18 protein-coding genes and 4 pseudogenes are annotated in these 20,444 nt (G+C 41.2%); 9 read left to right on the top strand and 13 right to left on the bottom strand.

Annotation, left to right across the window (positions count from 1 at the left end; translation table 11 throughout):
- The first annotated feature begins 111 nt into the window (after window positions 1–111).
- The 3 genes and pseudogenes from C5471_RS05215 (at window position 112) to C5471_RS05205 (ending at window position 2,237) form a co-directional block, all read left to right on the top strand.
- The gene (locus C5471_RS05215; protein ID WP_242688576.1) at window positions 112–537 is read left to right on the top strand and encodes a hypothetical protein; all 426 of its coding nucleotides are present in this window, start codon (window positions 112–114) and stop codon (window positions 535–537) included.
- Complete coding sequence (locus C5471_RS05210) at window positions 534–929, top strand: DUF1240 domain-containing protein (protein WP_133815768.1); 396 nt, start codon at window positions 534–536, stop codon at window positions 927–929. Before C5471_RS05215 ends, C5471_RS05210 begins: the two co-directional genes overlap by 4 nt.
- A gap of 126 nt (window positions 930–1,055) precedes the next feature.
- A pseudogene (locus tag C5471_RS05205) lies at window positions 1,056–2,237 on the top strand (phage major capsid protein).
- Window positions 2,238–2,256: 19 nt separating this feature from the next.
- Here the strand turns inward: C5471_RS05205 and nadS are convergent.
- From nadS to C5471_RS05185, 4 genes and pseudogenes are all read right to left on the bottom strand, one after another.
- The gene (gene nadS / locus C5471_RS05200; protein WP_133815769.1) at window positions 2,257–2,547 is read right to left on the bottom strand and encodes a NadS family protein; all 291 of its coding nucleotides are present in this window, start codon (window positions 2,545–2,547) and stop codon (window positions 2,257–2,259) included.
- A 2-nt stretch (window positions 2,548–2,549) separates the two neighbouring features.
- A pseudogene (locus C5471_RS05195) lies at window positions 2,550–2,860 on the bottom strand (type II toxin-antitoxin system RelE/ParE family toxin).
- A 111-nt stretch (window positions 2,861–2,971) separates the two neighbouring features.
- A complete protein-coding gene (locus C5471_RS05190) occupies window positions 2,972–3,607 on the bottom strand; it encodes a hypothetical protein (protein ID WP_133815770.1) in 636 nt (211 codons plus the stop codon).
- Window positions 3,608–3,836: 229 nt separating this feature from the next.
- Window positions 3,837–4,289: pseudogene (locus tag C5471_RS05185) on the bottom strand (transposase); the annotation flags it as partial.
- A 927-nt stretch (window positions 4,290–5,216) separates the two neighbouring features.
- Between C5471_RS05185 and C5471_RS05180 the strand changes: the two are divergent.
- From C5471_RS05180 to C5471_RS05155, 6 genes and pseudogenes are all read left to right on the top strand, one after another.
- Window positions 5,217–5,883 (top strand): annotated as a pseudogene (locus C5471_RS05180) (LuxR C-terminal-related transcriptional regulator).
- 132 nt (window positions 5,884–6,015) lie between these two features.
- Window positions 6,016–6,711, top strand: a complete 696-nt coding sequence (locus C5471_RS05175) for a helix-turn-helix transcriptional regulator (RefSeq protein WP_133815771.1) — start codon at window positions 6,016–6,018, stop codon at window positions 6,709–6,711.
- A 1,095-nt stretch (window positions 6,712–7,806) separates the two neighbouring features.
- Complete coding sequence (locus tag C5471_RS05170; protein WP_133815772.1) at window positions 7,807–8,499, top strand: PAS domain-containing protein; 693 nt, start codon at window positions 7,807–7,809, stop codon at window positions 8,497–8,499.
- 57 nt (window positions 8,500–8,556) lie between these two features.
- Window positions 8,557–9,243: a helix-turn-helix transcriptional regulator gene (locus C5471_RS05165; RefSeq protein WP_133815773.1), complete on the top strand. Its 687-nt coding sequence runs from the start codon at window positions 8,557–8,559 to the stop codon at window positions 9,241–9,243.
- Between the two features lie 23 nt (window positions 9,244–9,266).
- On the top strand, window positions 9,267–9,938 hold the full coding sequence (locus tag C5471_RS05160) for a PAS and helix-turn-helix domain-containing protein (RefSeq protein ID WP_133815774.1): 672 nt from the start codon (window positions 9,267–9,269) through the stop codon (window positions 9,936–9,938).
- Between the two features lie 145 nt (window positions 9,939–10,083).
- Window positions 10,084–10,779, top strand: a complete 696-nt coding sequence (locus C5471_RS05155) for a helix-turn-helix transcriptional regulator (protein ID WP_133815775.1) — start codon at window positions 10,084–10,086, stop codon at window positions 10,777–10,779.
- Between the two features lie 226 nt (window positions 10,780–11,005).
- Here the strand turns inward: C5471_RS05155 and C5471_RS05150 are convergent, their stop codons facing one another.
- The 9 genes from C5471_RS05150 to fruB all read right to left on the bottom strand — a co-directional run bounded on the left by C5471_RS05150 (window position 11,006) and on the right by fruB (window position 20,318).
- Window positions 11,006–12,103 (bottom strand): aminotransferase class V-fold PLP-dependent enzyme, encoded by a 1,098-nt coding sequence (locus tag C5471_RS05150; RefSeq protein ID WP_133815776.1) that lies wholly within the window; start codon window positions 12,101–12,103, stop codon window positions 11,006–11,008.
- A 62-nt stretch (window positions 12,104–12,165) separates the two neighbouring features.
- Window positions 12,166–13,521: a YhfT family protein gene (locus tag C5471_RS05145; RefSeq protein WP_133815777.1), complete on the bottom strand. Its 1,356-nt coding sequence runs from the start codon at window positions 13,519–13,521 to the stop codon at window positions 12,166–12,168.
- Window positions 13,522–13,531: 10 nt separating this feature from the next.
- Window positions 13,532–13,891: a DUF2620 domain-containing protein gene (locus C5471_RS05140; protein ID WP_133815778.1), complete on the bottom strand. Its 360-nt coding sequence runs from the start codon at window positions 13,889–13,891 to the stop codon at window positions 13,532–13,534.
- 11 nt (window positions 13,892–13,902) lie between these two features.
- Window positions 13,903–14,793 (bottom strand): phosphotriesterase-related protein, encoded by an 891-nt coding sequence (locus tag C5471_RS05135; RefSeq protein WP_133815986.1) that lies wholly within the window; start codon window positions 14,791–14,793, stop codon window positions 13,903–13,905.
- A complete protein-coding gene (locus C5471_RS05130; RefSeq protein WP_133815779.1) occupies window positions 14,786–15,967 on the bottom strand; it encodes a YhfX family PLP-dependent enzyme in 1,182 nt (393 codons plus the stop codon). Before C5471_RS05130 ends, C5471_RS05135 begins: the two co-directional genes overlap by 8 nt.
- 119 nt (window positions 15,968–16,086) lie before the next feature.
- A complete protein-coding gene (locus C5471_RS05125; protein WP_133815780.1) occupies window positions 16,087–16,446 on the bottom strand; it encodes a PRD domain-containing protein in 360 nt (119 codons plus the stop codon).
- Window positions 16,447–16,470: 24 nt separating this feature from the next.
- On the bottom strand, window positions 16,471–17,376 hold the full coding sequence (gene yhfZ / locus C5471_RS05120; RefSeq protein ID WP_133815781.1) for a GntR family transcriptional regulator YhfZ: 906 nt from the start codon (window positions 17,374–17,376) through the stop codon (window positions 16,471–16,473).
- A 147-nt stretch (window positions 17,377–17,523) separates the two neighbouring features.
- Window positions 17,524–19,191 carry a PTS fructose transporter subunit IIBC gene (gene fruA / locus C5471_RS05115; protein WP_133815782.1) on the bottom strand — a complete coding sequence of 556 codons (1,668 nt, stop codon included), beginning with the start codon at window positions 19,189–19,191 and terminating at the stop codon, window positions 17,524–17,526.
- On the bottom strand, window positions 19,191–20,318 hold the full coding sequence (gene fruB / locus C5471_RS05110) for a fused PTS fructose transporter subunit IIA/HPr protein (protein ID WP_133815783.1): 1,128 nt from the start codon (window positions 20,316–20,318) through the stop codon (window positions 19,191–19,193). Before fruB ends, fruA begins: the two co-directional genes overlap by 1 nt.
- Between the last annotated feature and the right edge of the window lie 126 nt (window positions 20,319–20,444).

Here is a 20,444-nt window from a genome sequence, read left to right as displayed (position 1 = left end):
ACCGCGACAATACATGTAGGAGAAAACGGAAATAGGTATATTCACCTGTCGGGACATGCAGGTCTTAGACGCTTTGTCAGGGGAACACGATACGGTGCCAATCACCCTAAAATGCTAGCAATGGGGATAGGCCAGCAAGGTCTTAATTCAAGTATTGTCAAAGGTGTTAAATTCTGTATTATCTTTTCTATTGGTTACCGAGTGATAGAAAGTATTTTTAAGGATGAATATACCTTAGCCGATTTTATCGGCAACATAACAATGGATATGGCTAAGACAGCTATTATCGCTGTTGCCTCTTGGGCTGTAGGTACAGTTTTAACTGCTACAGCTATTTTAGGTGGCAGTATTGTCGCTGTTGCTGGAATAGTTTTGGTTACTGGTATTTTGGTAGCTTATGGTTTAGACATTCTTGACAAAAAATATGGAATAAGTGAAAAATTAATAGCGTTTTTAAAAGAAGCAATGAAAAGCAAACCAAGAACACCAGCAGCAGACTTACAATATTTTTTTAATGGATTAGGAAGGTTGAGGTGAATAATAAATATTTTAAAGCATTAGGAGGACTAATACTGTTATTAATAGTGACATTTATGATGTGCTTAGTTATTAATTCTGTTGTTTCATTAATACTAATGAAAGATGAGATAATATTTTCTAGCACAGTTGTCATATGTTTTATGTCTTTTCCTCTATTATTTTATTCTATATCAGGCTCTATCTTTTTCTTTATCTTTGATAGGCTGCCTAAATTTAACAAGTTGATTGTTAAGTACCTGAGCATGCTGATGATTGCATCATTTATCGTTAGTTTTCCGATATCTTTTTATGTTAGCTATAAGTTAAAAAATGAGGGTTATTTAACATGTGATAAAATATCGTGGATGTCACCAACAACTTATGTGAAAAATTTATCATTTTGTGAATGAAAACTTTGGTAAATATTCCGCCCTCATGCTTTCCTATGTTTAACCTCTGAAACATAGAGGCTTTTTTATTATTTATCATGATGTTAAATAGTGTTTTAAGCATATAAAAACCAATCGCAAAACATCATGAAAAAATTACTTGAATTGCGCCAGCAAAAAGCTGATCTGCCCCATCAAATGCGCCCCCTTCTCACTAAAGCAGAAGACGAAAAGCGCTCACTGAGCGACAACGAAACAGTTTGACGAATTGCGCAGTCAGTCCGAATCCCTGAATGCTGAAATGGCCCGTTATGAGGCTATCGCTGATGAGGAGCGCTCACAGGCAGGTAAACCCGTATCAGGTGATAAAGCAGTCAGTAATGATGAGTTACGTCACTATATCTTGACAGGGGAAACCCGTTCACTGTTTACCAGCGTTCCGGCTGATGGTGGTTATACCGTCATCCCTGAACTGAATAAGCAAATCATGCAGCAACTGACCGATGAATCAGTGATGCGTAAGATCTGTGCTATTAAAACCACATACAGTAACGAATACAAACAGCTTGTTTCTGTGGGCAATACGGTAATCAATCACGAAGAAGAAGGTAAAGCTCGCACCGAAACCAGTACGCCAAAGCTGGAAGAAGTCAGCATTAAGCTATTCCCTATCTGAGCCTATCCAAAAACCACACAGGAAATCTTAGATTTCAGTGACGTAGACATTATTAGGCTGGTTAACAACGGAAATGGGGGAGACTTTTGTCGATACCGAAGAAACGGATCTGGTCAGTGGTGACGGCGCTAAGAAAGTTAAAGGCTTTTTAACTTATCCTCGTGATACCAAAAGTGATCCAGCGCGTACTTTCGGGACATTACAAAAAATAGAAGTACCTGAGCAGATAGCAGATAGCAGATAGCCTGATTGACCTGAAATTTAAACTCCGCAATAAATACCGCAAAAATGCGGTTTGGGTAATGAACTCTAATACTGCTGCTAAAGTGCAAAAACTCAAAAACGGTAATGGGGATTATATTTGGCGGGAACGTTTACAGGCGGGTGATCCCGATATGCTATTGGGTTTGCCTGTCCACTATCTCGAATTTATGCCAGATGATGTGATCGGTCTGGGTGACTTCAAGCGGGGTTATTTCATCGTTGGCCATGAGACAGGTACCCGCACCCGTCCCGACAATATCACCGAACCGGGATTTTATAAGGTACACACCGATAAATATTTGGGCGGCGGTCTGGTAGACTCCAATACCATCAAGGTACTGGAAGTGAAAGCAGCCAGCAAAAAAAAACCTCGTTTTAGCGGGGCTTAGGAATTTCGATGCGTTCTATTTACATAGATAATGCCTTTAAAACATGAACCGGATCTTTCTCTATTGCTTTAAGCAATGCTTTTGCTGGCCCAGTTGGTTCACGCCTTCCCTGCTCCCAATTTCGCAAAGTTCCAACATTAACGGAAATTAACTTAGCAAAACCAGTCTGACTTAAACCGGTTGCCTGACGAATATTCTTTACTTTTACTGCTTCAACGTGAGTTTCACGAGAGGCAGCACGTTCGCCATTAATAATTTCGTTCATCTGTGTCATGCTTTCAGTTAGCTTGGAAAATAATTTACTATCCATTGTTACCACCCCTCATTTAGTGCTCTCAAGACTTTCTTTTCTGATTCGCTAAGGTCATCCTTGATACTTTTTTATAAATCAGCAACAGCCTGATGTGTGAGACATCTACTTTATAGTAATAAATAATGCGCACACCACCCCGCTTACCTTTCCCTCTAGATGCCCATCTGACTTTACGTAAGCCACCAGTGTGTTGGATAACATCACCAGCAGTAGGATTGTCTGCGAGATATTGCTGAAATTCATGATATTCATCGTCATTTAACAACTCTTTACAATCTTCAGTGAAGATATAGGTCTCTATAAATATCATGTTTTAGTGCGCCATTGGCGTACATTTTAGATGATAATATACGCTTTATCAGTATAAGCCAATGGCGCAGAGCATGGGTATATCTATGAAAAAACCCGCACAGTGGCAGGTTTATTGAATAGGTAATTCGTTTTTTGAAATAATTGCCAGTCTGTTTTGATAGTGTTCAGGATCTCCCCATAACCACGACTCTTTGCTAGCAATTTCCTCATCAGACAAAATTTTATGCAACTCACATGTGATCATATCGTAAGCATAAACATGCATCTTATACGCCAGAGCGTCATACATACGGGCCTGCCAAAAAGAAATGCCGTCATGAGTCTGATTCATATCTGACACGATCACATTATAAGATTCGAGCAAGTAACCGAAGAACACCTGACCAGCCAGTTCATGCAAAATCGTTCGGTGTTCACGCTTCAGAATACGCCAAACAAGAATTTGTGTTACTGGGCGACAATTTAATACTACATCAGGCTGTATGATAACCCTGTTATAATAAACGACTTCTTGAGACACATCGTTAAGCAGCGCCAGTTCAAAATGAGATTGATTAATTCGATCACCAAAGCGCCCATCAACGCGAACCATACGATAACCCGGAGCCAGTGCCAATCCGTTTATCTGATCGGTAATATCGATACCCTTAGATAACGCAATATAGAGGGTGTGATTATCTGAGCTCTCGTTCAAATGAGCGAAAACTGCATTAACCTTTCCAGGATCTACCAATCTTGTTGGCATGTAACCCCCTCTCACCGATAAATATGCCGCTAAGGTAATAATAGAATCACATTGGCATCAAATCAATAGCATTAGCTATATATGATAGGGAACCTCTAAAAACTTTCAATACAAAAAATAAGATCAATTTTGCACTCACCAATAAATGACTTTATTGTGTATGACTTTTTCTTGCTTTTTCAGGGGAAAAATAAACTCATCGCTTTTTCATCACATACCGGAATTAGGAACTGGCATCAATGATTTGACCACCTCTGGGAACGAATCCCTGTGCCGAAAGCTGATGCTTCGCCTCTTCAAACAACGCGCTGGCACCTTCCTGCCCAATCCGTTTTTCAAAACACCAAATCGTGTTACGGTCTGGAATATTAATGACATCGGTCAAGCGACAAAAACGTTGCCAGCTCATTCGGTCAAGCAATTGATATTCCATCTTTTCATCGGAAAGATGATGGAAATGTTTCAGGATAATGATGCGAACCATCACCTCAGTCGGGAATGGCGGGCGTCCCCCTTTGGGAGAAATAATACGTGGTGCGACACGGTCTATGGTGTCAGCCAGTGCCGAGAAATCAACATACTTATCAAGAACAAGCAGCGGATCACCTCATTCATCGATTTTTCGACGGTGATATTCGGATGCCAGCTTGTCTTTTTTTAAAGCAGAACGAGGCGGTATCATGACGGCATTACCTTGCAGAGAGGTGTTGTGTCTACATTTTACTCAATTTTGTGGCTGTGAAAAGTTTTTAGTGGTTCCTCTTATTTAACAAGTGTGTGGGAACATTATCCGGTGTAAATCCAGTCTGCAAACTCTGGTTTTCCTCATATTTTTCCTGACTGACTACATTCGCATTATCACTAATAGAAAAAGCCTTAAAATTATTCTTGTGATTCATATATATCCATTAAGTAATATTATTTTATAAGCAATATATTGAATTATTTTAAAAATAATCCTTTTGCAATTCATACCACTCAAAGTCTAGTTCAGAAAAAGAATAATGCGGCGTTCTTATGACTTAGAAGGTTAACTATTTTTATATCATTGTCAGCAATAAGTGGCTCAACATTTTTGAATCGAAAACATCTCAAAAACAGGAAATTACACAATTTAAGTTACAAGATCAATTAATCCTATCTGTCGCAATCTGTGAATAACTGTCACCAAATTGAACTTTTATTATATTATGGAGAAATTCACAAGTCAGACTATTTTATATCTGGATCCGCTAATGATCTCGCGCCATCAGGAGCAATTTTCAATACGGCAACTGATCTCGGTTGCCGTTGTTACCTTCCTAAATAAAGACAATGGATAGCGAATTTGAATTGATATATCGCAGTATTTTTATTGGGATTGGAGCAACATTAAGGCTTTACTATCTTAAATATAATAAAAGAACCAAACAATATCACTTCGCAACTAATTTAATAGACATTTAATCTACAATGACATCTATAATTAAACAATTCTCGTAATAAAAACAGCCATAATTATTATTTTCTCAAAAAATTTGTCTTTCCTGGCAATAAAGTATTAAACTAGCTACGCAACTCAAACATATCAAGATTGACGCTCGAAAACTGGGGAAAAAGGAATTGTAATATGAGTCATCACATCACCATATCACCTCAAATTATCAACACACTGGCAGCAAGTAATGAACCTTGGGGAATCAAAGATAAAAATTCATGCTTTATTTACGGCAATCTGGCATTAAAATTTCTTCAGAACTTTTCAAATGCATTTGAGTTTGAAGGGCGTTATGAGAATGAACTCCCTTGGGATAGCGCTAAATTTGCAGAAGAATTTATTAAGTATGATAAAAAAGTGATAGAAAAACAGCAAAGAATATGCTCAGTTGAAACACATATATTTGGAAAAGAGCAAGTCCTGTTATCTTATTTTTTCGAAAAATCGCCTTTTTATCATGAAGATGGAAACTGTATGGGTGTCATATATCACGGCTGGGAAGCCCAAAATTATTCATTAACTCACCTGCATCAATATCATGATAAACTCCCCACCTCCATTATGCTCCAACCACCGATTGATCTTTTTACTCAACGTGTGGGATATTATTTTTCTCTTTCTACAGAAAAACACCAGAAGACAGATTGGGCGAGTATTGAATATTGCCTATCGTACTGTTGAATCTTATATGGCTCGGATATATAACAAGATAGGGATTAACTCCAGTCAGCAACTGGAAGAATATTGTCAGGTTAATAACTTCAATCACTATATACCAGAAAGATTTTTATTGTATTAAATTACGTATTTATTTCCGGCCTCTATACGCCACCCTTGCCCATGATTAATGGACAAAATAACCATTCTTGCTGGAATATATTTTTATTTGAAAACATTATAATTATATTCAATAATTTTTTAAAGACTATACATGAAAAAATTTGGATGTAAAAAAGTTCCTTTTATCACCACTCAGTTAACAAATACATGGGATAGAAGCACAGAATCATGGTTTATAAAAGATAAGGAATTTCGCTTTATTTATGCAAATGCTATCTCTATTAAAGCTAATAAGTTACCTGAAAAATTTAATATTATTGGATATACTGATAAAGAACTCCCTACACCATTCAATCATTTTGCTAACCTTTTTGAAGAGCATGACCGCAAGGTTTTAGAATGTATGCAGAGAATATCATCTATTAGTACTTACCCTCAAGGCAATGGTCAACAACTTAAATCCTATTTTTGTAATAAATATCTATTAATGGATGAAGATAATCAATGTATTAGAATTATTTTTCACGCTAAAGAAATAGATCATTTCGCGGTATCTCATTACATGATGAATAATACCTCTATGTCCATTAGACTTAGGCCACCTAACAATATATTGACACAAAAAGAATGGACAATAATATTTTTATTCTGTCGCGGCATCCATAATAAATGTATTGCTGATGAAATGAAAATATCATTCCATACCGTGGAAAGATATTTTGAAAGTATCTATAATAAACTATCAATTAGCTCATCAATTGAATTAAGGCTATTTTGTAAAGAAAATGACTATGATATATATATTCCACCAAGATATTTTCAACCAATAGGTCACTTTTTATTATAAATAATCGATTTCATTATTACCTATTTCTCCCCCTATTTTATTTAATTTATCTTGGTAGTCGAATCTGCCTCGTAATAGTTAACTTTTTAATGTCCAGATGTCTATTTTTTGCAGATTTTAATATCAAACACCCTGCGATAAAAATATAAAGAAAAAGAATATTCATAAACACCAGTATCGACGGATCGAGCTAAATACCTCCCGCATTCTTCTCTGATAAAGAGAAATTCGGCGTCCCATACTCAACATAGTGGGTACACCACCGACAATAATGTAAATGCCAGGATGTTTACCACAAGTAATGTGATCCCCTTCACACGTAATTGCTCATCTATTCCCTCAAGGCAAAAGCCATTGATACAAAATCATCAGAAGTGGAGCAAAGTACAAAGTTGTTACAAATATCTAAGTGGAGTTTGAAATACAACTTTATATCTTGTAGCTATACCATTTTAAGTAAGTTTTTTATTTCATTATTCTTCAAAAATTAAATTAAGCGGAATTTACCTAACCTTAATTTTATTTAAGTTTAGTTATTCCAACAGCCAAAAAATTCAAACCTGGTTTTTGGGTTAAAAATCTCATATAGTTGATTATGCTGATAATTTACAAATATACCTTATCGAATTACAATGTCTCGCAGACTCTATTTAAGAAATATTTTTTAATTAATCGCACATTATTTCAATTAAATACTATTTTATGCGCATTATTCTGGCCCAGAAATAACACCTTTTCTTTCATCCTATTACAAGTCATCGTTATAAGAGTAGCTCTCTCCATCCCCGGTTTAGGACAGAAAATTCTTGATACATGTCACTTAATTACTCATAACTGAAAAATAAAATTCATTAATTTATCTGATTATTAATCATTATAAAATGTTTTTATATGCAATAGTATTATTTGTTATATTTACTCATAATTAAAATCCCTATATAAAATAATAATAATATTTGATTAATAAATATATGTATTTTGACGCGCAAGTTATTATATTATATTATGTGACCAAGATATTTTAAGTATAGTGAAGGTATAAATTAGCAGGCAGACCTCGCAGATAACGGCTGAAATAATCATTCAGGAGTCACAATGCAACATATAAAAAACAAACCCAATAATATCACCCCACAATTAATTCACATGTGGGAAAAAAGCAGCGAACCTTGGGGAGCTAAAGATCGCCAATCAAGGTTTATCTATGCCAATTCCGCTTTTTATCAACTACTCAATTTACCAGAAGATTTCGATATTACCGGGCTTTCTACCGATGAATTACCTTCTCCTATTGCAGAATATGCAGAAGAGTTCTACCGTCAGGATCAGAAAGTTACTCAAACCCTGCAACGAGTCACTTCATTGGAAACTCATCCATTTGAAGAACATAAGATTAAGCAAATCTATCTTTGTAATAAATATCCACTTTGTGATGAAGAGGGCCATTGTATTGGTATCACTTTTCATATGTGCAAAACTGAAAATTTTTCTGTTGCCTATTATTATGAAAAAACATCTCCGTCGGCACTGCAATTCGTACCCCCTAATGACACGCTGACGCAAACTGAATGGGAAGTTCTCTTTCTAACCCTTCGCTCATTAGATGAAGAGAGTATCAGTGAAGAATTAATGATAAGTACGGAAAATGTGGTTAATCAGATTCAGTCAATTTACCGAAAATTTGATTTGCCACTGCATGCAGAATTAAAAGATTTCTGCAAAGAAAACAAATTTGATCTTTATATTCCAGAAAGATTTGTCACTATTGGTAGCATAGAATTAGAATGACAATAAACTTAAATATCAACAATCAAATTTTAAGACTAGCAAAAGAGGAATGACACTATGAATAGTAAATTAACCATTTCATCCCAAATCATTAATACATTAGAGCAAAGTAATGACCCTTGGGGAGTAAAAGACATAAATTCATGTTTTATTTATGGTAATTTAGCATTAAAATCTCTTAAAAATTTTTCAAGTTCATTCGAATTTGAAGGACTTTATGAAGATGAGCTTCCTTGGGACGGTGCTGAATTTGCCAAAGAATACATGCTCCATGATAAAAAAGTGATGGAAAAAGAAGACAGAATATGTTCACTTGAAACACATATTTTTGGAAAAGAGCAAATTCTGTCATCTTATTTTTTTGAAAAATATCCTCTTTATCATGAAGACGGAAACTGTATAGGTGTTATATATCACGGTTGGCAAGCTCAGGATTTTTCATTAACCCGTCTATACCATGGAAAACTCCCTGCATCTATTATGTTTCAACCACCAACTGATTTATTTACTCAGCGGGAATGGGATATTATTTTCCTTCTTTTACAAAAATATACCAGTAAGCAAATGGGCAAAATGTTGAATATCTCCTATCGCACCGTTGAAACGCATATCTTACGGATATATAGAAGAATTGGTGTTAATTCCAGTTATCAATTAGAAGAATATTGCCGAATGAATGATTATGATCTCTATGTACCAGAAAGATTTGTGCATCCAGAAAGTAAGATGTTTCTTAACCTGTAGATTAAAAAGGAGTTTTTCTTAACATGAAGAAGGACTATACAATATCACCGCAGATTATTAACACAATGGAAATGAGCAATGAGCCGTGGGGAATAAAAAATAGTTCTTCAAATTTCATTTATGGTAATTCAGCGACAAAAAAATTTATTCACAATTTTAAAGAATCATTTGATTATGAAGGGCTTTATGATCATCAGCTTCCTTGGGATGGTGCTGAATTTGCAAAAGAGTTTATTATTCACGATAAAAATGTCATGACAAAAGGGCAAAGAGTATGTTCACTTGAAACTCATGTATTCGGGCAAGAGCAAATTCAGTCATCCTATTTTTGTGAAAAATTACCTCTTTATCATAACAATGGTAATTGTATGGGAATTATGTACCATATGTGGAAAGCTAAGGAATATTCATTGACCCAATTATGTCAATATTATGAAAAACTACCATCATCCATTATACTCCAACCACCGACTGATCTTTTTACCCAACGCGAGTGGGATATCATCTTTCTTTTTTTACAGAAGCACTCCAAGAAACAGATTGGAAAAATACTGAATGTCGCCTATCATACGATTGAAACACATATGACCAGAATATATTGTAAAATAGGCATAAATTCTAGTCGGCAACTGGAAGAATACTGTCTGAGCAATAATTTCAATCATTATATCCCAGAAAAATTTTTATTGTCTTAGATTACGTATTACTTCCCTGTTTATATATACTACCTTTGTTCATTATTTATTGATAAAATAGATAGCTCTACGGAATTTTCTCCTTGTTTTTAATAAGTATTTATGTTCAATAATTTTTAAAAAATAATTTCCTTAAAGGATATATATGAGTCAATCAGAATCTAAAAAAGTCCCCTTTATTACTCCTCAGTTAACACATATGTGGGATAAAGGCTCTGATCCTTGGTTTGTAAAAGATAAGGAATCTCGTTTTATTTACGCAAATAGCATGTTTATTAAAGCCAATAAGTTACCTGAAAACTTTAATATTATAGGATATACTGATGAAGAATTACCAACACCCGTTAGTGGTTTTGCTCACCATTTTAAAGAACATGAGCGCATAGTCTTAGCGTGTATGCAGCGAGTATCATCTATTGGTACTTATCCTCAAGGTCGTGGTCAACTACCTAAATCCTATTTTTGTGAAAAATATCCATTGATGAGTGAGGATAATCAATGTATCGGAATCATTTCTCATGCCAAAGAAATCGATCATTTTACCATATCTCATTATATTAAGAATAATATACCAATATCTATCTGCCCCAAGCCACCCAATAATTTATTGAAAGATAAAGAGTGGACAATTATTTTTTTATTTTGCTGTGGTATTAGTAATAAAGATATAGCCACTGAAATGAATATTTCATGCCGTACTGTAGAAAAACATTTTGAAAATATTTATGAGAAATTTTCCGTCACATCGGTTTTGGAGTTAAGGTTACTTTGCAAAAAAAAGGGTTATGACCTCTATATCCCACCAAGATATTCTGAGTCTATAGGTCATTTCTTATTATAAGTAGTTGATTTTACTATTAGCTGTTTCTCACCAAACTATTGATCATTGCAGTAATAATCAGGAATACAATAATGGCATCACAGATTTTTCTACTCCCTCAAACGATAAAGTTTTATGCCGACAAAACATATTGAAAGCGTTTTGGATGACTGACGATATATACCGCCCATTGCGGCGGATGTTACTCTATGTCCAGAATAATCTTCTGCTTACTTTAGCCTCTTACCTACAGCAAGGCGACGGCCTGCGCACAACTTTGACTCAGAATCCTCATTACCGTCTCCGCACCACTTCGATTGGGATTTATTCTTATCATTCGTTTCTCTAATGTGGGATCAGACTGACGGAATGTACCGGACACCCGGTAAAACAAAGGCGGTATTTCAAATTTTGATTCAGCACCTACCGGATAAGGCAGTGCACCGAGTTGATGGGCAAAACAAAGTACCTGTTCTGCAATCTCTTCATAAAATTCCACCAGCAATACTTTCGATTGTGCGTTTGCGATAAGAGCCTGTTTTATCTGCGGTATGACCCCCTGATTAAGCCAAATGACCAGCGTTTCATTAACCTGAGCCTGTACCGCATGCATCACTGGCGCAAATACCAGTCCACGCAATACTTCTAACGCCTGAAATCCCTGTACCTGACTTCCGCCTGAATACATATTACGCCGGATGCTGTCTATCAGCACTTGTTGACCTGCCACAACACCGACACCTTGCGGGCCGAACAGTTTAAAGCTGGAAAAAGTCGATAACGCAGCACCACATTCACAACCGATATGTTCCACTTTCATAGCAGCATAATTATCGTCAACCAGAACCGGCAGTGACGCCGAGTTCAGCAGCGATATGACAGCCACCAGCTCATAAGAATCATCAATTTTCTGCCGCGTGTGCTGTACCAGTCCGGCCACTGGCCGATGTTGCAAAATCGCAGTCCGTATTTGTTCTGGTTGATTAAAATCTGCCCGAATAAGATGTAATCCCATCTGTTCAGCAACCATCGCTGTCGTGGGATATAACGGCGCATCATGGATCAGCAGGGTATCGCCCGCGTTGAGTAATGCCGCTAACCCACAACGTATTGCGCCGGTTCCCGCCCCTTGCACCAACACGGCGGCCCCGACTGAAAAGAAACCAGCAATGACCCGTTCAACCCGCTGTGTCATCTGTGGCTGGTTCAACCCCGGTACCAACCCTAAATCTCCCGTGGTAAGGAAGTCTGCGCCGGGAAAATGCCGGCAGATAATATCAACCAAACGAAACTGTTTTTGCTGTGCCTGCGCCATATTCAGACTATGTAATGGATAAGTGTTCAATATCTGCTCTCCGGCTCTCCCCTCTATTTTTTCATCGAAAAATAAGGGGGAGCTCTATTCAATTAACCGATGCTTATCAAATGGATAATATTGGCTAAAATACCAACAATAATCGTTGCGATAGGCCCAATCGCCATTTCAACCAAAGGACGTTTAGATGTACGGTTGAGCAGGTAAATGCCCGCTACCACCATAAATCCCATTCCCGGCAGGATAGCGTTGGCAGCAATCATTCCCCCTACCAATAACGCAACTTCCAACATACGGGTAATGACAGTACGAATATGGTCGCCACAGGCTTTTACGCCAGGGTATTTATCCAGCCAGATAGCAATTTTTGCCAGTAGTTTAATTTCCATAAACATAATCACACTGCCGGCAATGAAGGCAATCCACAGGTTATTCGTGACTAATCCAGCGACAAACACGAACTTCATGCCGACCGGGCTATAAACCCCGGTGGCAATTGCCGTCATCCCCACTAACGGAACAAAACTGATCGCCCTGGCAAGCGCTACCAACATGGCGTTAGCCCCTTCACCCTGAGCCATCAGTTGCAGTGATACAGGGCCTTCTGCCAATAAACTGAGTGACATCGAGGCCGCTACCGCAGTTAAACCCCCACTGAGTACCAATAACCAGATGTTGTTTTGAATACGTTGGATCCGCGTGGAAAACAAGCCAACCAGCATCTCATTCGCGCCTTTAGCCGGATCTGGCCCATCTCCTGCTTTGGGCGCACGCTCTTTCATGGCAAAGTAGAACATCACAATCATTGAGATCAGCAACGCTATCCCGTTAGGATCCAGTTGTACCGGTTTATCCAGGGAACCGCCAAAACTCAGTGAGCCTATCGCTTTCGTCGCGACATACCCCACCAATGTCGCAATCAGTACCCATATCCCTTTACCATATCCGTACTGATAGGCCACAACAACGGCAGGAAACAACGCGAAGCAGGCAACAATGGGATCGCCCACTTTACTTAGGTTATTCATGAAATTAACCGGCAAATGGGCAAAGATATCGACAACAGATCGTAAACCCGTCATCAAAGCGACTGCATACAGCGCCCCCAAGACACCAGAAAGTATGAAACCTTTTTTACTGTTTGTGCACCAGGTACCAATGACGTCGGTTCCCAGTAACAGGCTATGCACCAGAATAATGGGTGCCGTCAGCGAGAACGGGATACCAAAACCGATAACCAGGCCAAAACTTAACGCAAAACTGGTCGCAGCCAGGGTTTTACGATTCATCCGTCCTTCAAGATGCTCCGGGATTAAAGGGCGCAACCCGTCATGAAACACCGCAATACCACGGTTAGCCATCATGGTGGATATTCCACCAATAACGGCCAGCAAACCGGCTTTAAACGGATCAATTTCCATTAAACGTGTGAAAAATTCATATTCCATCTTCCTGTCCTTATGAAGAAAAAATAGCCCTGATAACCACCGGAATAACAGCGTCTATATCCTGACCGGTAAAACCAAACGCAGTTTTCCCAGCGTTAATATGGGCAATAATTTCTTCATCAGGCAGGATTTTCCCCGGCATACTGATGGTGACGCATTGATCAATACCCACGATGGCAATCGCCATTGCCAAAGCGCCCCCACCGGTATTACAGGCACCCAGGTAGTAATCGGCATTGCCGTTCTTAAGGGCCATAGCGGCATCAATGTCGCCCATTAAAGTAATGGATGAGACTTTATCCCCAGCCAGGCGGCGTAAGGTTTCAGCAATTTTTTCCTTCTCAATTTGTCCTCCAATAACAAATCTCATATGTTTTTCCTTTATTTGAAAAATACAGCAGGGTTATCACGTAACATCAAATCAATTTCTATCTGCGTTAATCCGGCATTGCTTAACATCGGCACAAAAGTGCTGATTAAATATTCAAATCCATTGCCGCCATTAGCCTTCAAATGGGAACGACGGGTAATATCCATCGATAACATGACGCGGTTAAGCAGACCGCGTTGGGCCAGTGCCTGTAACATGGCAATCCGTTTTTCATCCGGGTAGTAATCGTTTTTGCCAATTGTGTCGAACTGTATGTAGGCCCCCTGTTCAATCATGCGCAGTATGCTGTCCAGATTGTCTCTGAGATCACAATGACCAATAACCACCCGTTCAGCATCTACGCCCCGCTTTTTCAGTAATGCCAATTGCTCAAGCCCCATCGTGCTTAATGAAGTATGGGTAGAGACAGGGCGCCCGGTTTCCAAATGCGCGATAGCCGCAGCGTGAAATATTTTCTCTTCATCAGGCGTAATCGCCCCTTTGCTGGAACCAATTTCCCCAATGACCCCGGCTTTCAACGTCGTACCATCAATACCCTGCTCAATCTCAGCGATCATTTCATCCGCCAGTTGTCGGGCGGTGGTGTGTGCCACATGCTGAGGAAAAAAAGCAGATTGGTAATAGCCAGTTGAGACCACCACATTAATGCCGGAATCCCTCATCAAATCCAGCATAAACTGTGGGTTACGTCCCATGTAACGATTGGTCATTTCTACAATATTGCGTACCCCCAGGCTGACCAATGTTTTCATCTCATCACAAATCAGGTCGTATTGATCCAGCCGGCAGTCAATGTTGTTTTTAAATGACGATAAATCAATATGCAGATGCTCATGCGCATAGGTATAGCCGGATGCATCAAACCGGTTTTGCTTAGTCATGAGGGCACTGCCCATTAGCAGGGATACGATTTCCCTGGCTGTCATAAAGCCCTTCCAATACCGGATGTCCTGACTGGATGCCGCTGACCAACGCCACATCACTACGGGTGGCAAATATCTGAGTGCGAAAGCACAACACGACAGCACAGCCGACCGGAAATTCACCGTTAAGGGAAAAGTGGTAATCAATACTGCTGTTATCCATCGGTAACAGGTGAGTGGATATGATTTGGCCATTTGGCATGAATATCAACGCGTTATGAGCTCGCCCACGGCGATAATAACCGCCTCCATAGCAATAGCTGTTGCCGTTAAACCGATGGGATATTTCTGTCAGATACAGCATAGCAATACGTTCGGGCTGTTCTCCCTGAAAATTGGCAAGGATTGTTCCGGTTAGTGCATGTCCGGGTTCTGTATGGGTAACACCATATTTTGCCAGTAACGACAACGTGCTACAGCTTGACGCCGACGGTGCATTTATCTGTGTTACCTCAACCCCTGCCCGCTGTAAAATCTCTTTTGCTTTCAACAAAGTAAATAAGTTCGGTGCAGGCAGCGTCTGTTGCAGCACCTCTTGCCACAATAAGCAAGGAAAATGTGTTAATCCCATCAGTTTTACGCCGGGCATCGCCATAATGCGTCGCACAACAGTGTTCAATGCCGATAAATGAAAACCTGCTTCCTGTCCGGGATATAAATGATCATGATCATCATAGATTTTCAGCATAATACATTGCACATTTCCTTTATGCTGTGCCAGATAGGAAATTTCCTCCGCTTTTTCTAAAGAAAATACCGTGATCACTTCCGGATGTTGCTGTATCACTGAGGAGATCATGTTACGGGGGATCTGTACCAGATGACCGGCATGGATAACCGGGATCTTCCTGCTCATGAATATCCTGGCTTCTTTAAAATCCACCGCAGTCACACCCTGATAACCCAGTTCTATCAGTTTATGTGCCAACCAGGGGTTACGCCCAATCTGTTTAGTCATCAGATACAGCGCAATATCATAGAACTTCGCTACCGCAAGCAATCGTCCGGCATTTTCCAAAACCTGATCAACGTCAATAACATAGCTATCAGGCAGTAAAGCTCCTTGCACCCATAATGTATGGGCGGTTTCAATCAGTGCAGAATTTTGTTTTTTGAGTGCGTTAATAAACATGCTGTACCTCCTTGTACGCCTGACAGCAATCAATGCCAAAGCAATAAATAATAAATGTTTAAGTCATCATTTTTTTGAATATTTGATGGAAAAAAATTCCCGTCACCTCTGTTGCCGTGCTACCCCTGATCTTTTGCCGCCCAAAGGCTAAACAAGTTCGCCAGCAGATAACCCTCTTCACAGGGATGTAATTGCACGTCAAATTGTGCCAGCAATGAAGCGTTAATCGCCTGCAAATGTGCAAAAGCATCAGATTGACGTACTTCCATCAGCAGTTCAGCATCCATTGAACCGATTTGTTCTCCCCGGCGCGAGCGCATCAACGCATTTGCCATATGTGTTATTACCATTTCACCCAGCCCGTTCCTGACAGGGATTTCCCAATCATTCTCAAGCTGAGTCACAACTTGCAACATGCCATCGCAGATGTCCTGATCGATGACATTTCCCTGACAGAGCAGATTCAGTCGATTTTCCATTTCATTTACTCCGTCCATTTCAAACTAATAACTTGGATCCTGTTGACCTGTCAGCACACGTTGTTGATGAGCCAATAACTCTGTTTTATTCACTGTAGTACGTAAAAGTTGTTGAATCGGAATGTCATCAACTCTGGTTAAAATCACCGCCTCAGAAGCTTGTATAAAGAACGGATTTCCATGGAGCGGTACCGCAATAAGCTCCCGGGAACTCAGTTCATATTCTCTGCTAACGTTCCAGATCACGGCGTCAATGTCACCTTTTGCTACCTTGTCCAGGCTCTCGTGGTAAGAGATACTCACCAACGTGATATCCTGCCCGGCAAAGTACACTTCTGTCATGATCTTCTGGTCGGCAGAGTGATGATCTAACCCAACACGACGGATGTTATGTTCTCCTCCCTTGCGATAAATCAGTTGATGTGCCCCAACATAGGTATGTGGGCCTAATCCAAGTACAGCGCACACATCACGCTGTTCCAGATAAGTTTGCGCCGCCAGATGAGATACCACTGCCAGGTCATAAATGCCGTTACGCAGACATTCCACCCTGGCGTCTGAACCTCTCATATGGGCGAAGTAAAACGGAATACCATCAAATTGCGCTTTCAGACCACTCGCCAGCCCTTCGTACAATCGGGTATAAGGCAACGGCATCACACAAACCACATTACCGATATCGGCATGTGCTAACAGCGCCTTGTGATCCAGACTGACCAGGTAACTGCCGTTACGCCCCCGCCGATCCACACAAATTGCACCGGAATTCTCCAATTTTTTTAATGCAAGTTGTACCAACCCAACCGACAACGCATAGTCAGACGACAGCTCTTCAATGGTCTTCAAGCGGTTACCATTGCACTCACCTAGCAGATAACGCGCCAGACATGCCTGAGCAACCCCCTCTTTTTTAAGCAGACCACGACTCATAATTATTCTTCATTTTTTTGAATGTATTTGTATCTAATTTAAAGAGACAAATAACAATCGGAAAATAGCAAAAATGCGAATGAGGTCACGATTAAATGAGTATTTTTTTACAATTGCCGAAAAATTCAGCTTTTCATTAAACTATTTTTACGCTTTGGCTGTGGCCGGCTCCGGACGTTTCAGCGCGGCATAAGCTAATCCTCCCAACAGTGTACCGACAATAATTGACATCAAATAACCCAGTACTGGTGTGATAGCACCTGGGATCAACAGTACAAACAAGCCACCGTGCGGCGCCATCAGTTGTGCGCCCACTGCCATAGAGATCGCCCCGGTCACCGCACCACCGACGATACAACATGGGAGCACACGCATCGGATCACGGACAGCAAAAGGGATCGCCCCTTCGGAAATAAAGCACAGGCCCAGCACCAATGCGGCTTTGCCGCTTTCCCGCTGAACGCTATCGAATTTCTTCCGGGCAATCAGTGTCGCCACACCCATTGCCAACGGTGGAACCATTCCCGCTGCCATAATGGCCGCCATCGGCGCATAGGTTTGCGAACTGAGCAAACCAACACCAAACGCATAGGCAGCTTTGTTTACCGCGCCTCCCATATCGGCACACATCATCCCACCCAAAATGGCACCTAACAGGAGCGCGTTGGTTGTGCCCATATTTGAGAGCCAATGGGTTAAACCCGCCATAATACCGGCGACCGGTTTACCAACAACGTAAATCATAATCAGACCGGTAATCAGGCTGGCGAATAACGGGATAATCAAGATCGGTTTTAGCGCGGACATACTCTGCGGCAACGTCACTTTAGTGCTGATCAACTTCGCCGTGTAACCGGCAAGGAAACCGGCAATAATGCCGCCGATAAAGCCCGCATTCGTGCTGGCTGCCAGCATGCCGCCAATCAGGCCGGGCGTCAGACCTGGGCGATCAGCGATTGAGAAAGCGATATAACCTGCCAGCACAGGTACCATCAAAGCGAAAGCTGAACCACCCCCGATCTGCATCAGCGCTGCCGCCAATGTGCCCGGTTCTTTAAATGCGGTGATACCAAAAGCAAATGACAACGCGATACACAGACCACCCGCCACCACCATCGGCAGCATATAAGAAACGCCGGTTAACAGATGGCGATAGATGCCGGTGCTCTCTTCCCCTTGCCCGGCTTTAGCATCTTGTCTTTCCGGCTCGAAAGGCTTTGCTTCAACCAATGCTTTATCAAACTCTTGAACCGTTTTCTTCAACGCCAGGCTGGTTGAGGTGCGGTACATCGGCTTACCGGCAAATTTCGCCAGATCTACGTCAATATCCGCGACTATCAGCACCAGATCCGCGTCTGCCACCTCTTCCGGCGTAATAACATTACCCGCTCCCACTGAACCGCGGGTTTCCACTTTCACCCACCAGCCACGCTTTTTGGCTTCGGTTTCGATGGCTTCGGCTGCCATAAAGGTATGTGCCACCCCCGTAGGACAGGCGGTAACCGCAACAATACGTTTTGTGTCACAACTCAGGTCGGTTGCCGGCATCTGATATGGCTTCGCGTCAGCTTTTGCTTGCCGAAAGAACTCTTCCGGTGCATGCAATGCCTGTTCCGTGTTGCCAAGATAAACTCGTTTGCCATTCAGGGTGTTATCGGCGGGTATGGTATCGCCGGTCACGACCACCAAATCGGCTTCAACCGGATTTTCTGTCAGTATCAACCCATTTTCCGCCGCAGCGGCACTGAGGACAGTTTTCACCAGATAGCTTCCGGCCAGTCCTAATAAAGGATCAACGATAAGCAACGTTTTCATTACACCGCCCTCTCACCCAAACCGGAAGCAATCGCTTCACCAATGGCAGCTATCGCCTGCCGTGCATCATCACCGTTGGCAGTGACGTGAAGCCGATGACCTTTTTTAACACCCAGCGCCATAATTTTCATCAGGCTGCGGCCATTTACCGGTCGACCGGCACCATCAAGGTTGATCATGGTAATTTCGCTGGAGAATTGCCGGGCAACGTTGACCAACACCGTACTTGGACGGGCATGCAAACCGTGATCATTGAGCACGATGAACTCCCCGCTGAACATTTCACTTTGCTCTGATTCGCCATTGGTCAGCAATGCCAGTATCGTCGGCGCATCAGCTTTCAGCAAACATTCGGCTTTTTGTGTTAATAGCAGGTTGCTCAGGTGATGCAACACATTCAGCGGTTGGTCGTCAGTAACCGCAACGGTCAACAACATCACCACCACCGGTTCGTTGTCCCGCGTGCATAACCGGCTGACGGCTACCGCGCTGGTTAAGTTACCGTCAGGGCTATCATTTAGCCAAATCCCCTGTCCGAGATCCAGCGGTTTACTGTTAATCACTTTGCTGACAAAGGTCGTATCCACTGCACCCGCTTGCTGTAACCGCCCGGCATTCAACGCCTGTAGCGTCATCAGATCGCCGGCATTAATATCCAGAGAAATCAGGCTGGTATCGAATTTAAACTCGGCTTGCTGGCCTTCTCCCATTAGCAAGTTACGCAGTGCCTGAGCTGAATCAATAGCTTTTAGCTGCCCGGCAATGCGATCGTCGCTCAACAGGTGTGCTAACTGACGCAATAGTGACAGATGCTCATCGGAACATGCAGCAATTCCAATGACCACATAACACATAGCGCCTTTATCCCATTCCACACCCTGTGGGAAGTGAAATACCTGTACGTCAGTTTTCAGCACCAAATCACGGGTATTGATCGTGCCATGCGGAATGGCGATACCGTTGCCAAGGTAGGTCGAAATTTGCCTTTCGCGTTGCAGCATGCCGTCAACATAAGCATCACTGACGTTACCGCTAGCGGCTAGCATGGCCGCCACCTGACGGATGGCATCCTCTTTACTGGTTGCAGTTGCACCAGTGTGGATATTTTGCAGAGCCAACTGGAACATAATTTTCCCCTCTCACTGAAGATAGAATCGTCTCAGTAATACTGAGAAAAAAGCGTTAAAATCCACCGTAAAAGAAAAAGCAATAAAACTGAAACGTTTCAACTAGTGTGGAGTATGATCAATTGT

Source organism: Photorhabdus tasmaniensis (assembly GCF_011189505.1).
Lineage (GTDB): Bacteria > Pseudomonadota > Gammaproteobacteria > Enterobacterales > Enterobacteriaceae > Photorhabdus > Photorhabdus tasmaniensis.
This window is presented reverse-complemented; position numbering and strand designations above follow the sequence as displayed.